Source organism: Kribbella sp. NPDC051620 (assembly GCF_044453825.1).
Taxonomy (GTDB): Bacteria; Actinomycetota; Actinomycetes; order Propionibacteriales; family Kribbellaceae; genus Kribbella.
Genome location: NZ_JBITDB010000010.1, coordinates 106,658 through 119,633 on the forward strand (window position 1 = coordinate 106,658; position 12,976 = coordinate 119,633).

At 68.1% G+C, this 12,976-nt stretch carries 12 protein-coding genes; all 12 read right to left on the bottom strand.

Going from position 1 to position 12,976, the window contains the following annotated elements:
• Positions 1 to 2 precede the first annotated feature (2 nt).
• Positions 3 to 896: a phosphotransferase gene (locus ACIA12_RS38475; RefSeq protein WP_396372400.1), complete on the bottom strand. Its 894-nt coding sequence runs from the start codon at positions 894 to 896 to the stop codon at positions 3 to 5.
• 12 nt (positions 897 to 908) lie between these two features.
• Positions 909 to 2,567 carry a signal peptide peptidase SppA gene (gene sppA, locus ACIA12_RS38480; protein WP_396372401.1) on the bottom strand — a complete coding sequence of 553 codons (1,659 nt, stop codon included), beginning with the start codon at positions 2,565 to 2,567 and terminating at the stop codon, positions 909 to 911.
• Between the two features lie 22 nt (positions 2,568 to 2,589).
• On the bottom strand, positions 2,590 to 5,931 hold the full coding sequence (locus ACIA12_RS38485; protein ID WP_396372402.1) for an SNF2-related protein: 3,342 nt from the start codon (positions 5,929 to 5,931) through the stop codon (positions 2,590 to 2,592).
• 12 nt (positions 5,932 to 5,943) lie between these two features.
• Positions 5,944 to 6,207, bottom strand: a complete 264-nt coding sequence (locus ACIA12_RS38490) for a hypothetical protein (RefSeq protein WP_396372403.1) — start codon at positions 6,205 to 6,207, stop codon at positions 5,944 to 5,946.
• 12 nt (positions 6,208 to 6,219) lie between these two features.
• A complete protein-coding gene (locus ACIA12_RS38495) occupies positions 6,220 to 6,651 on the bottom strand; it encodes a DUF2550 domain-containing protein (RefSeq protein ID WP_396372404.1) in 432 nt (143 codons plus the stop codon).
• A gap of 90 nt (positions 6,652 to 6,741) precedes the next feature.
• Complete coding sequence (locus tag ACIA12_RS38500) at positions 6,742 to 7,146, bottom strand: F0F1 ATP synthase subunit epsilon (protein WP_396372405.1); 405 nt, start codon at positions 7,144 to 7,146, stop codon at positions 6,742 to 6,744.
• Positions 7,147 to 7,152: 6 nt separating this feature from the next.
• A complete protein-coding gene (gene atpD / locus ACIA12_RS38505) occupies positions 7,153 to 8,607 on the bottom strand; it encodes a F0F1 ATP synthase subunit beta (RefSeq protein WP_396372406.1) in 1,455 nt (484 codons plus the stop codon).
• Between the two features lie 5 nt (positions 8,608 to 8,612).
• Positions 8,613 to 9,524, bottom strand: a complete 912-nt coding sequence (locus tag ACIA12_RS38510; protein WP_328326868.1) for a F0F1 ATP synthase subunit gamma — start codon at positions 9,522 to 9,524, stop codon at positions 8,613 to 8,615.
• Positions 9,525 to 9,530: 6 nt separating this feature from the next.
• A complete protein-coding gene (gene atpA, locus ACIA12_RS38515) occupies positions 9,531 to 11,168 on the bottom strand; it encodes a F0F1 ATP synthase subunit alpha (RefSeq protein WP_396372407.1) in 1,638 nt (545 codons plus the stop codon).
• Positions 11,169 to 11,257: 89 nt separating this feature from the next.
• Entirely contained in the window at positions 11,258 to 12,055 is a 798-nt protein-coding gene (locus ACIA12_RS38520) for a F0F1 ATP synthase subunit delta (protein ID WP_396372408.1), read from the bottom strand.
• A complete protein-coding gene (locus tag ACIA12_RS38525) occupies positions 12,055 to 12,630 on the bottom strand; it encodes a F0F1 ATP synthase subunit B (protein WP_396372409.1) in 576 nt (191 codons plus the stop codon). The genes ACIA12_RS38520 and ACIA12_RS38525 overlap by 1 nt, the downstream gene beginning before the upstream one ends.
• A gap of 30 nt (positions 12,631 to 12,660) precedes the next feature.
• Positions 12,661 to 12,903, bottom strand: coding sequence for an ATP synthase F0 subunit C (atpE, locus tag ACIA12_RS38530; protein WP_396372410.1), 243 nt, complete (start codon positions 12,901 to 12,903; stop codon positions 12,661 to 12,663).
• Between the last annotated feature and the right edge of the window lie 73 nt (positions 12,904 to 12,976).

Below are 12,976 nucleotides of genomic sequence, written 5' to 3' on the forward strand. Positions count from 1 at the left end.
GATCAGCTGATCGACCGGGCCAGCTGGTCGGATCTGTCCAGGAAGAGATCCCGCAGCGGCTGGTCCGGAGCCACCGAGTCGAAGACGTTCGCGAGCATCACCGAGGTGTCCAGCCGGAGGACCGTCCAGGCCTCGGTGTCGTTCGCGACCTGCCCACCCGCCTCGCGATAACCCGCGAGAACATCGTCCAGTGGCAGTCCGTTGTCCGCGATCTCGGCGTACTCCGTGAGCCGGGCAAGCTCCAGCGCCGCCGGCGCGAGCAGTGCGTTGCTCCAGTCGAACAACGCCGTCACCTCTCCCCGCCTGCAGCGAACGTTCTGCCGGCGCAGGTCCAGATGCGTCACCACCTCCGGGCCACTCCCCGCCCGGACCAGCTCGGCCAACCTGGGTTCGCCGGGGAGTGCTGCCAGCCCGTACCGGCTCAGTGCCGCATGGCGTTCGGTGAGCCGGCGGGCGATCCGCTCGGCGATGGCGCGCCCCTGCTGGGCAACCGGAGCCAGACGTGGAACCGGTGCACGATGTAGCAGGCCGATGATCCGGCCGAACGAACGGCCGTCCAGCGCCGATCCGTCGTCCGGCACGACGTCGACGACGAGAACCGGGCTTCCCTCCACCTCGATCAAGTCCTGAACCCGCACGCTGGGAACGCCTTGTTCAGCGGCCCACACCATCAGCGACCGCTCCTGCTCCTGCAGTCTCGCCGCAGCGACGCCGGCGTTGTTGGCCGTCCGGAACATCGCGCTCCGCGGGACCCGGTAGCCTTCCGGACCGTCCACCCCGTCCGCCACGAAGAACACGAACTCGGTACCGATCCCCGCCTGCCGCACATTCCGGGCACCCCGACGGCCCGCCACGGCCGTGGCGATCCGGCGCGACTCCTCAGCTGTCTGTGTCACGCCGCGGATCTGCTAGCTGAGGCGCCAGGTCATTGGCATGGTGAGGGTGCCGGTGGGTGGGAGGCCCAGGGCCGCGTAGATGGTGCTGGTGAGGCCGTCTGTGGTCCAGGAGCGGGCCATGGCCGCCAGGTCGTCGGTGGACTCCGGTGGGCGCAGGCGGTCGATCAGGGATCGGTGAGGCGCTGCGGTGAGGGTGATGTTGTCTCTGTCGAGGCCTGCGCGGTTGCAGGCTAGGCGGAGGGCGTGTTCGAAGCCCCCTAGTTCGTCGACCAGCTTGCGCTCGTGGGCGTCGGCGCCGGTCCAGACTCGGCCACGGGCCAGGGCTTCCAGGTCGGCGACGGGGAGGCCGCGGTCCTGGGCGGCTTTGGCGACGAAGTCGTCGTAGATGCGGTCCAGGGTCTCTTCCAGGCGTTCCCACTGCTCGGTGGTGAACTCTTCCTGGGCCGAGTACATCCGGGCGTTGGCGCCTTCCGACACAGCCTCTCGGGAGATGCCGATGCGGCCCAGGGCGTCCCGTACCACGCCCTTGCCGGAGAAGACGCCGATGGAGCCGGTGATGGTGCCCGGCTGGGCGACGATGACGTCTGCGGGCATGGCGACGAAGTACCCGCCTGACGCGGCGACGCTGCCCATGGAGGCGATGACTGGGCGGCCGGTGGCCCGCAGGCGGAGTACCTCGTGGCGGATGGCGTCTGAGGCGACATAGGAGCCGCCTGGGCTGTCTACCCGCAGTACGACGGCCTTGACCTTGTCGTCCTCGGCTACAGCGCGCAGGGCGGCTCCGATGGTGTCCGACCCCGAGCCCGGGCCGCCAATGGGTCCACCACCCGAGTTGCGGCCGACACTGATGCCTCCGCTGATCCGGATCACCGCCACTACGGGCTTCTGCGGCCAGGGGAGGTTCTTGCGTACCTCCTGCAGCGTCCTGGGTCCGCGGCGGACGTACCGCTCGGCCAGGAGCGGTGTGGTCTCCCCCAGCCGCTTCTCCAACGCTTCGTAGACATCAGACCGGTAGCCGAGCTTGTCGACCAGCCCGGCCTCACGACCGGCCTCTGCGGACAGCGGAGCGTCGTCGACGAACTCCCGCACCTTCGCAGGCTCCAGCCGGCGCCGTACTGCGATGCCCTCGACGATCTGCTCGTACGCCGACTCGGCCAGCCGCGACGCCATCTCGCGGGCCGGCCCGGACATCTCCTTCTCGGTGAAGGTCTCCACCGCCGACTTGTACTCCCGGCGCTTGCCGAACTGCGGAATCACCCCAGCCTTGTCCAGCGCGCCCTTGATGAAGGTCGCCTGGATCGACACCCCGGTGATCGCCAGATCCCCCGACGGCTGCACCCAGATCTCGTCGAACGCCGTCGCCAGGTAGTACGGCACGGTCCCGCCGCCGATCTCGCCGAACGACTCGGTCCAGGCGACCGCGCCCTTCCCCGACGCCCGGAAGTCGGCCACGGCCTCCCGCAGGTCCTGTACCTGAGCCAGCGACAGCGCCGGCCCGCCCAGGTGCGCGACCAGCCCGACCACCTGATCGTCCTCGGCGCCCTTGCGCAGCGCCCGCACCAGCTCCCGCATGGTCGGCAGATGCCGAGCCCGAAAAGCGGCCAGCGGCGAAGCAGGCGGAGTCTCCAGGACCCCACGCGTCAGATCCAGTTCCAGCAGAATGCCCGTCATGTATCGACCCTAGACCGACCGATCAACTGAACAGGCCGCGGATGTCGTCGGGGCTGAGGCCGGTGCCGAAGGCGTTGCCCTCGTCCATCACGCCGGCGAACAGCGCGGCTTTGCGCTCCTTGAGCTCCATCACCTTCTGCTCGATGGTGTCCTTCGCGATCAGCCGATAGACCATCACCGACTTGTGCTGGCCGATCCGGTGGATCCGGTCCACGGCCTGCGCCTCGGTCGCCGGGTTCCACCACGGATCGAGCAGGAAGCAGTAGTCCGCCTCGGTCAGGTTCAGCCCGACACCACCGGCCTTGAGGCTGATCAGGAACAGCGGCGCGCTGCCTTCCTTGAACTTCTTCAGTACCGCGGGCCGGTTGCTGGTGCTGCCGTCGAGGTAGCAGTATTCGATCCCCTCCGCGTCCAGCCGCTGCCGGATCAGGTCGAGGAAGCCGGTGAACTGGCTGAAGACCAGGGCACGGTGACCGCTGCCGATGATGTCGGGGAGCTGTTCGAGCAGGGCGTCGATCTTCGCGCTGGCCAGCTCGCGGTGCGCCTCGTCGACGAGGCCCGCATGCAGGCTCAGCTGCCGGAGCAGGGTCAGCGACCGGAAGATGGTGAACCGGTTCTTGTCGAAGTCGGCGACCAGGCCGAGGACCTTCTGGCGCTCGCGTTGCAGATGGGTCTGGTAGATCTTGCGGTGCCGGGGATGGAGCTCCACCTCGAGCACCTGCTCCTGCTTGGCCGGCAGATCCGCGGCGACCTGCTCCTTGGTCCGGCGCTTGACCAGCGGCTTGATCCGGCGACGCAGCTGGGCCAGCCGCTCGGCGTCGGCCTCCTTTTCGATCGGGCGTACGTAGTACCGGTCGAAGTGGGACGGGCTGGGGAACAGTCCGGGCGAGGTGATCGAGAGGAGCGACCACAGCTCCATCAGGTTGTTCTCCATCGGCGTACCGGTGATGGCCAGTTTGAACGGCGCCGGCAGTCGTCGGCAGCACTGGTAGACCTTGGACTGATGGTTCTTGGTGACCTGCGCCTCGTCGAGGATCAGCCCGGCCCACGAGCGGTCGGCGTACGCGTCGATGTCGAGGCGGAGCAGCGTGTACGACGTCACCACCACGTCCGCGTCGCCGATCACCTCGTCGAGACTCTGACCGCGACGGCGCAACGTGTCGGCGACCGTCACCACCTTCAGGCTCGGCGCGAAGCGCCCGGCCTCGGCCGGCCAGTTCGACACGACGCTGGTCGGAGCGACGATCAGGAACGGGCCCGGATCCTGCTTCTCCTTGGCATGAGCGATCAACGCCAACGTCTGCAGGGTTTTGCCGAGTCCCATGTCATCGGCCAGGATGCCGCCCAGCCCGAACTCCCACAGGAAGGCCAGCCAGCGGAAACCCTCCAGCTGGTACGGCCGCAGCGACGCGGCGATCGTCGCCGGCAGCTCGGCCGCGTCGGTCGTGCCGACGCAGCGAAGCGCGGTCAGCTGCTGCTGCCAGCCCGCGGCCTGGTTCTCCACCAGACCGAGGTTCTCCAGCTCCTCGAACAAGCTGACCTGGTACCGGCTGATCCTGAGGTTGTCGTTGGGGATGTCCTGGAGCGCTTGCGCCTCCTCGATCAGCGCCCGCAACGCCCGCAACTCCGGCTTCTGCAGGCTGAAGTAGGCGCCGCTGGTCATCAGGACGGACGACTTGCCGGCCGTCAGGGCCCGGAAGACGTTGACGAACGGAACGCGCTGGCCCTCGACCTTGATCGTGATCCCGAGATCGAGCCAATCGGTCTGACCGGCCTCGGCCGAGGCGGAGACCTCGATGGTCAGCGAGTCGCCGACCTCGCGATAGTCGGCCGGTTCGCCACTCACCTCGACGTCCACCTGCGGGTCCGCGACCAGCTGGGGAAGCAGTTCGGTGCTGAAACGGACGGTACCGAACTCCTGCAGGCTTTCGGGTAGCTGCTCCTGCTCGAGGTCGAGCTCGGCGAGGATCTCGCGTTCCTGCTGCAGATCGCGGTAGATCTCGCCTGGGCCGGAGTCCTGCCCGACCGGCACCCGCAGGTCCGAGCCGTCGACCCGATAGAGCCAGCTCCACTGCAGATCCAGCGCATGGTCCGGCCCGTACGCGGCCTGCAGACTCAGCTCCGGGCCGGAGATCGCCGGCGGGGCGAACGACTCGTCGGAGGAGACGACCGTGGCCAACTGCCGCAGCTTGGGGTAGTACTCCGCGCGGAACCGCGGACCGTCCGTCGCCGGGATCTGCAACTCCTGCGCGGCCAGCGCCAGCTGCTGAAGCTCGGCCGGTACGGGCTTGACGAACTTGGCCAGCCGGAAGCGCAACCCCTCGAGATCCGTGGACGGACCGAGATCCGACCGGTCGACCCAGATCAGCCCGTGCCCCTCGGCGCCGATGAACTCGACCGGCACCACGTCGGGCGGCGGGTCCTGCTGATCGCCGACGATCCGGGTGAGCGGCCGGACGTGAAGCGCCCCGGACTCCTCCGTCGTGATGTCCAGACAGAACTCGGCGACCCCGTACGGATCGAGATCGCCGGCATTCTTCCGGCTGTGGACGAGGCGGACGCCGACGGCCAGCGCCTGGTCCAGCAGCGGCCAGAGTTGCCTGCTGTCGAAGGCCGACAGCTCGAACGTCTTCTCGTCGTGGCGGTACGACGACCTGGCCCGGCGCGAGGTGTAGGACGCATACAGCTCCTGGAGCGCCTGCGCGTGCGCCCCGACCAGCTCGCTGTAGGGGTTGTCCAGCGTCGCCCAGCTCAGGTTGCCCCGGATCCAGCCGTTCTTGCCCCGCTTCATCACCCGGGCGAGGACCACCGGCTCGCCCGCTCCGGACCGGCTCTTCGTCGAGTACGGAGCCGGTATCACCAGGGACAGCTCGATCGCGAGCGGCGCGGCGCCGGCTCGCTCGCGCAGGACGGGCGGCTCCTGGCCAACCAGGGAATCCAGCGACGCCTCCCAGCCGACCGCCCGGCCTCTCGCCCGGCCCACGGGCGCCTGCTCCGCAGTCACCGCCGTCTCCGTGGCAGCCGACAGGCCCGACTCGTCCGACCCGTCCGACTCCGACGAGGACAGGATGGCCGTCAGCGCCACCGCGGCGACGTGCTTGCAGTCGAGCCCGACCGGGCAACTGCACTCACCGTCGAGATAGCTCGCCCGGCCGTCTCCACCGATCGAGACGAAGACCGCAACCTCGTACAGGTTCTCCAACTGCCCCCGCACTCGCCCGCGCAGCGCGTTGACCGCCGGATCCCACCAGGTCGACCGAACGGCTCCCCCTTGGGCATACCCGAGACCCCGCGCATAGGCCGCCATCCCCACCGCGTTCTTCACCTCAACAGCACTGAGGCCGGCCAGCCGCTCCGAACTCACGCCGGCACGCAGCTACTCAGGATCATCCTCCGGACCGTACCGCTGCGGTCGTACCGAGATCCTTCCAGCGCTCCGGAACAGCTCAGGGTCCGCCTTCTCGCCCATCGGTTCCAGGTTCATCGCGTCCAGCGAATAGGCCTCTTCATCGACCACCACCGCCAGGACCTCTGGCGTCGAGATCCCGCCGATCACGCCGAGCTGATCAGCTATCCCGAGCCTGATGGTCGTGGCGGTCCGACGGATCCGCACGATGTCGTAGAAGCCGAACTCAGCCACTATCGGGTGACCTCAGAGGTACGTCTGGGTGCTGGGCGGCGCGGATTCCATCCAGGCGAGGACGCCGGTGAGGGCTTCCTCGGTCATCGCGAAGTGCACGGTACGGTCGCGGAGCTCGGCGTCGACGATGACGTGGCCGGCGTAGGTGACGAGCGGCTCGTTGCCCATCGGGCGGCGGGTGGTCACGCCTTCGAGCTGGCGGCGGTTGACGGTGAGTTTCGGCCACCAGGCGAGGCTGAAGACCCGGAACCACTGCAGGTCGTCGCCGACGTAGCGGGCCAGTCCCAGCGCCCAGCCGCGGCCGTGGTCCTTCTCAGCGAGTTGCAGGCTGCAATCGAACGTGCCGCCGTCCCTGGACAACCAGCGACGACGGCACGCGAAAGCGATGATCAGCAGTACGGCAGCAAGGCAACAGACCCCGACTGATTCGAGGACTGTGCTCATAAGTTGCCAACCTCATTCCTGGCGCCCTCGCTGTGGTGGCGCCATCCCCGAACCGTACTGACCGACTCTGTTGAATTATTGCAGGTGGGTTCAGGACGCCTTCTCGGCGGCCCTCACCCTGGCTTCGGCGAGCCGGACCTGCTCCTGCTCGTCCTCGCTGTCGGTCCCGGTGGCCTGGGCCTGCTCGAGCGCCCGCTTCGCCTCTTCGAGGTCGATGTCGTGTCCCATCTCGGCGTTCTCGGCCAGGATCGAGACCCGGTCGTGCGCCACCGAGATGAAGCCGTCCGGAGCGGCCGCGACGAAGTACTCGTCGTCGACCGTCCGAACCTGGACCGTACCGCCCTGCAGCAGACCCAGCAGCGGGGCATGGCCCGGGAGGATGCCGATGTCGCCATCGGTGGTACGGGCGATGACGATCTTCGCCTGTCCCTCCCAGACCACCCGCTCGGCCGCGACCAGCGCGACCTCGAGGTGCTTGCCGGCCTCGTCAGCCATCAGAGGTCAGAGCTCCTTCTGGAGCTCGGCCCAACGCCGCTCGACGTCGTCGAGCGAACCGACGTTGAAGAAGGCCTGCTCGGCGATGTGGTCGCACTCGCCCTCGGTGATCTTCTTGAACGACTCGATGGTGTCCTTCAGCGGCACCGTCGAACCCGGCGTGTTGGTGAACTTCTCCGCCATGTACGTGTTCTGCGAGAGGAACTGCTCGATCCGGCGCGCGCGGGCGACGGTGATCTTGTCCTCTTCGGAGAGCTCGTCGACACCCAGGATGGCGATGATGTCCTGCAGTTCCTTGTTCTTCTGCAGGATCTGCTTCACCCGGACGGCCACGTCGTAGTGCTCCTGGCCGATGTACTGCGGGTCGAGGATCCGCGACGTGGAGGTCAGCGGGTCGACGGCCGGGTACAGACCACGCGAGGCGATGTCACGCGACAGCTCGGTGGTCGCGTCCAGGTGCGCGAAGGTGGTGGCCGGCGCCGGGTCGGTGTAGTCGTCGGCCGGTACGTAGATCGCCTGCATCGAGGTGATCGAGTGACCGCGAGTCGAGGTGATCCGCTCCTGCAGGATGCCCATCTCGTCGGCCAGGTTCGGCTGGTAACCAACGGCCGACGGCATCCGGCCGAGCAGCGTGGAGACCTCGGAACCGGCCTGGGTGAAGCGGAAGATGTTGTCGATGAAGAGCAGTACGTCCTGCTCCTTCACGTCGCGGAAGTACTCCGCCATCGTCAGCGCGGACAGCGCGACCCGCAGCCGGGTGCCCGGCGGCTCGTCCATCTGGCCGAAGACCAGCGCGGTGTCCTTGAAGACACCGGCGTCCTCCATCTCACCGATCAGGTCGTTGCCCTCACGGGTGCGCTCACCGACGCCGGCGAACACCGAGGTGCCACCGAAGTTGTGCGCGATCCGGTAGATCATCTCCTGGATCATCACGGTCTTGCCGACGCCCGCACCGCCGAACAGGCCGATCTTGCCGCCCTGCACGTACGGGGTGAGCAGGTCCAGCACCTTGATGCCGGTCTCCAGCATCTCGGTCTTGGACTCGAGCTGGTCGAAGGCCGGCGCCTTGCGGTGGATCGGCCAGCGCTCGGTGATCTCGAACTCGGACTCGTCCTGGTTCAGGCACTTGCCGGTCACCGACCAGACGCGGCCCTTGGTGACGTCGCCGACCGGCACGGAGATCGCCGCACCGGTGTCCTGCACCTCGGCGCCGCGGACCAGGCCGTCGGTGGGCTTCATCGAGATCGCCCGGACGATGTTGTCGCCGACGTGCAGCGCGACCTCGAGGGTGATCGTGGTGGTGACGTCGTTCAAGGTGATGTCCACCTCGAGCGCGTTGTAGATCTCGGGCATCGCGTCCGCGGGGAACTCGATGTCCACGACCGGGCCGATGACCCGGGCGACGCGACCAACGGCGCCTGCCGCGCCGCTGTTGTCTTTCTCGGTAACCGTGGCAGTCATCTCTCTCACTCGCTCCCGGCGTTGGCATCGGCGAGCGCGTTGGCGCCACCGACGATCTCGCTGATTTCCTGGGTAATGGCCGACTGCCGCACCTGGTTGTACTCGCGGGTCAGTCGTTCGATCAGATCCTGCGCGTTGTCGGTGGCCGACTTCATCGCGCGCTGCCGGCTGGCCAGCTCGGAGGCCGCCGCCTGCAGCATGCAGAAGTGGATCCGGCTCGCGACGTACTTCGGCAGCAGCCCGTCCAGCACGTCCTCGGCGGACGGCTCGAACTCGTACAGCGGCAGCACGTCCTCGGCGGCCGGTGCCTCCTCGCCCTCGACGACCTCCAACGGCAGCAACCGGATGACGTCCGGCTTCTGGGTCAGCATCGAGACGAACCGGGTGAAGACGATGTGGATCTCGTCCACGCCGCCCTCCTCGGTGGGCTTGAGGAAGGCCTCGATCAGCGCGTCGGCGATCTCCCGGGCCCGGGCGAACGACGGCGCATCGGAGTCGCCGCTCCACGACTGCGCGACCTCACGCTGCCGGAAGGTGTAGTAGGCGATCCCCTTGCGCCCGCTCAGGAACGGGACGATCTCCTTCTCGCTCTCCCGGAGCAGCTGGTTCAGCCGCTCGCCCTCCCGGATGACCGAGGAGGAGTACGCGCCGGCCTGGCCGCGGTCGGAGGTGATCAGGAGAACCGCGGCCCGCTTGGGGTTCGGCTTCTCGGTGGTCAGCGGGTGGTCGACGTTCGAGAACGTCGCCACCGCCGACACCGCTCGGGTGAGCTCACGCGCGTACGGGCCGGCCGCCTTGGCGCGTTGCTGCGCCTTGACGATCCGGGACGCGGCGATCAGCTCCATCGCACGGGTGAGCTTCTTGATCGTCGAGACGGAGGCTCGCCGATCCTTCAGCTCACGTTGGGTTGCGGGCATGGACGATCAGCCCCGCTTCTGCTTGGTGATCTGCTCCTGCTCGACGTCCTCGGAGTCCATCGCCGCCGTCTCTTCCTTGCCGGCCAGCAGCTGGCCGTCGGAGGTCTGGAAGGTCGGCTTGAACTTCTTCAGGGCGTCGGTGACCGCGTCGGCCGAGTCGTCCTCGAACTTGCCCGACTCGCGGACCGCGTCGAGCACGTTGCTCTCCCGGCGCAGGAAGTCCAGGAACTCACGCTCGAACCGGAGCACGTCGTTGACCGGGACGTCGTCGAACTTGCCGGTGGTACCGGCCCAGATCGAGACGGTCTGGTCCTCGACCGGGTACGGCGAGTACTGCGGCTGGCGCAGCAGCTCGACCAGCCGCTGACCGCGGTCCAACTGGCGGCGCGAGGTGGCGTCGAGGTCGGAGGCGAACATCGCGAACGCCTCCATCGCGCGGAACTGCGCGAGGTCCAGCTTCAGCGAGCCCGACACCTTCTTCATGCCCTTGACCTGCGCGGCGCCGCCGACTCGCGACACCGAGATGCCGACGTCGATGGCGGGCCGGATGTTGGCGTTGAACAGGTCCGACTGAAGGAAGATCTGGCCGTCGGTGATGGAGATGACGTTGGTCGGGATGAAGGCCGAGACGTCGTTGGCCTTGGTCTCGATCACCGGCAGACCGGTCATCGAGCCCGCGCCGAGCGCGTCGCTCAGCTTCGCGCAGCGCTCGAGCAGCCGGCTGTGCAGGTAGAAGACGTCACCCGGGTAGGCCTCTCGGCCCGGCGGGCGGCGCAGCAGCAGCGACATCGACCGGTAGGCCTCGGCCTGCTTGGTCAGGTCGTCGAAGACGATCAGGACGTGCTTGCCCTGGTACATCCAGTGCTGGCCGATGGCCGAACCGGTGTACGGCGCGACGTACTTGAAGCCGGCCGCGTCGGACGCCGGGGAGGCGACGATGGTGGTGTACTCCATCGCGCCGGCCTCTTCGAGCGCGCCGCGGACGGCGGCGATCGTCGAGCCCTTCTGGCCGATCGCCACGTAGATGCAGCGGACCTGCTTCTTCGGGTCGCCGGACTCCCAGTTGGCCTTCTGGTTGATGATCGTGTCGATCGCGATCGCGGTCTTGCCGGTCTTGCGGTCGCCGATGATCAGCTGACGCTGGCCGCGGCCGATCGGGATCATCCCGTCGATCGCCTTGATGCCGGTCTGCATCGGCTCGCGGACCTCCTGGCGGTCCATCACGCCGGCCGCCTGCAGCTCCAGCGCGCGGGTGCCCTCGAGGCCGGTGATCTCACCGAGGCCGTCGATCGGCTTGCCCAGCGGGTCGACGACGCGACCCAGGTAGCCCTCACCGACCGGCACGGACAGGACCTGGCCGGTCCGGCGGACCTGCTGGCCTTCCTCGATGCCGCCGAAGTCGCCGAGCACGACGACACCGATGCTGCGGACGTCCAGGTTCAGCGCGATGCCCTGGGTACCGTCTTCGAACTCGAGCAGTTCGTTCGTCATCGCCGAGGGCAGGCCCTCGACGTGCGCGATGCCGTCACCCGCGTCGATCACGGTGCCGACCTCTTCGCGGGCGGCCTCGTCCGGCGTGTAGTCGCGGACGAACTGATCCAGGGCGTCCCGGATCTCCTCCGGCCTGATCGTGAGCTCAGCCATTATCTTCCGTCCCTGCTTCCTTGACCTTTGCTGGCCTGGTGAAGGCTCTAGAGGCTTGCTGACCACTAGCGCCGAATATGTCGTTAGGGTCAGCCCGCGATGCGCCGTTGCGCCTCGTCGAGCCGGGCCGCGATGGTTCCGTCGATCACTTCGTCACCGATGTCCACCCGGACGCCGCCGACGACGTTCGGGTCGACGATCACGTTCAGCTGGATGTCGCGGCCGTACTGCCGGCCGAGTGCCGTCGCGAGCCTGGTGCGGTCGGCCTCGGACAGGTCCGCGGCGACCCGGACGGTCGCGATGCTGGCGCTGCGCCGGGCGGCGGCAGCGACCTGGTACGACCGCATCGAGCCCGCGAAGCTGCGGCCCCGGCCGTCCACCGCGCGCTCGGCCAGCCGCACGGTCACGTCGGTCGCCTTGCCCTGCAGCAGCCCGTGGAGCAGCTCCTGCCGGGTGGCCAGCGGGATGTTGCGGTCGCTGAGCTTGTCGGCCAGCGCCCGCTCGGCGGTGACGATCCGGTCGAGCCGGAACAGCTCGTCCTCGACGTCGTCCAGCTTGCGCTGCCCGTCGGCGTAGGCCACGTCGGCCTGCACGCTCAGCTCGTCGAGCGAGTCGCCGAGGTCACGGCCGCTGACCCAGCGGCCGGACACCGCGGCGGTCAGGATCTCCAGCGCCTCGGCGGAGATCTTGCCGCCGAGCAACTGCTGCGCCAGACCGGTCCGGGTCGCCGAGGGGCGGGCCGGGTCGGTCAGGGCCCGCCGCAGCGATCCGTTGCCGTCGAGCAGCTTGGCCACCGAGAACAGCTCGGCGCCGAGGCCTTCGGTGACGGTGACACCCGCCAGGGCTTCTTGGGCCTTGGCGAGTGACTCCCTCGATGTGCCGCGCATCAGCCGTCCGTTCCGACGGCCTGCCGGGCCGACTCCGAGGCTTCCAGATCGGCCAGGAAGCGCTCGACGGTGCGGCGCTGACGCGCCTCGTCCTCGAGCGACTCACCGACGATCCGGCCCGCCAGCGTGGTCGCCATGGTGCCGACCTCGCTGCGCAGCGAGGCCACGGCCTGGGCCCGCTCGGCGTCGATCTGGGTGCGGGCGTGCGTCACGATGCGCTCGGCCTCGGCGTTGGCCTGCTCGCGCATCTCCGCGATGATGAGCGCACCCTGCTCGCGCGCGTCCTCGCGGATCTTCGCAGCTTCCTGCCGGGCTTCCGACAGCTGCGCGTTGTACTTGTCGAGCGCCGCCTTCGCCTCGGCCTGGGCCACCTTGGCCTCGTTCATTCCGCCTTCGATCGCCGCGGTCCGATCGGCGTAAGCCTTCTCGAACTTCGGAACTACGACCTTGGCGAAGGCGATGGCCAAGAGGACCAGGAAGACGAAGCCGAAGATGATCTCAGCCACGTGCGGCAGCAGCGGGCTGGGGGTCTCCTCAGCGGCCGCTTCTGTCAGCGGGAGAAGTGTCGTCAGCATGTCTCAGTCCTGTCAGTCAGGGGTGGAAGATCAGGAACCGGCCTGGCCCTTGAAGACGAAGGCGAGCGCGATACCGATAATCGCCAGAACCTCGGTGACGCCGAAGCCGATCCACGCGATCGACTGCAGCTTGCTCTGTGCCTCGGGTTGACGCGCGGTGCCGTTGATGACCGCGGCGAAGATCAGACCGACGCCCACGCCCGGGCCGATCGCGGCGAGACCGTAGCCGAGGACGGCGATGTCACCGGTGATTGCGAGAGCGATGTTGCTCATTGCGGTGGTTCCTTTCGGTACGGATAGGGACTATCCGGGTTTCCGTTACGACGGGTCTGGTTTTACAGCAGGG

Coding starts and splice junctions, on each gene's coding strand:
- sppA (WP_396372401.1), bottom strand. CDS start 2,567: ATGACGGGCATTCTGCTGGAACTGGATCTGACGCGTGGGGTCCTGGAG.
- ACIA12_RS38495 (WP_396372404.1), bottom strand. CDS start 6,651: ATGAGCACAGTCCTCGAATCAGTCGGGGTCTGTTGCCTTGCTGCCGTA.
- ACIA12_RS38500 (WP_396372405.1), bottom strand. CDS start 7,146: ATGGCTGACGAGGCCGGCAAGCACCTCGAGGTCGCGCTGGTCGCGGCC.
- atpD (WP_396372406.1), bottom strand. CDS start 8,607: ATGACTGCCACGGTTACCGAGAAAGACAACAGCGGCGCGGCAGGCGCC.
- ACIA12_RS38510 (WP_328326868.1), bottom strand. CDS start 9,524: ATGCCCGCAACCCAACGTGAGCTGAAGGATCGGCGAGCCTCCGTCTCG.
- atpA (WP_396372407.1), bottom strand. CDS start 11,168: ATGGCTGAGCTCACGATCAGGCCGGAGGAGATCCGGGACGCCCTGGAT.
- ACIA12_RS38520 (WP_396372408.1), bottom strand. CDS start 12,055: ATGCGCGGCACATCGAGGGAGTCACTCGCCAAGGCCCAAGAAGCCCTG.
- ACIA12_RS38525 (WP_396372409.1), bottom strand. CDS start 12,630: ATGCTGACGACACTTCTCCCGCTGACAGAAGCGGCCGCTGAGGAGACC.
- atpE (WP_396372410.1), bottom strand. CDS start 12,903: ATGAGCAACATCGCTCTCGCAATCACCGGTGACATCGCCGTCCTCGGC.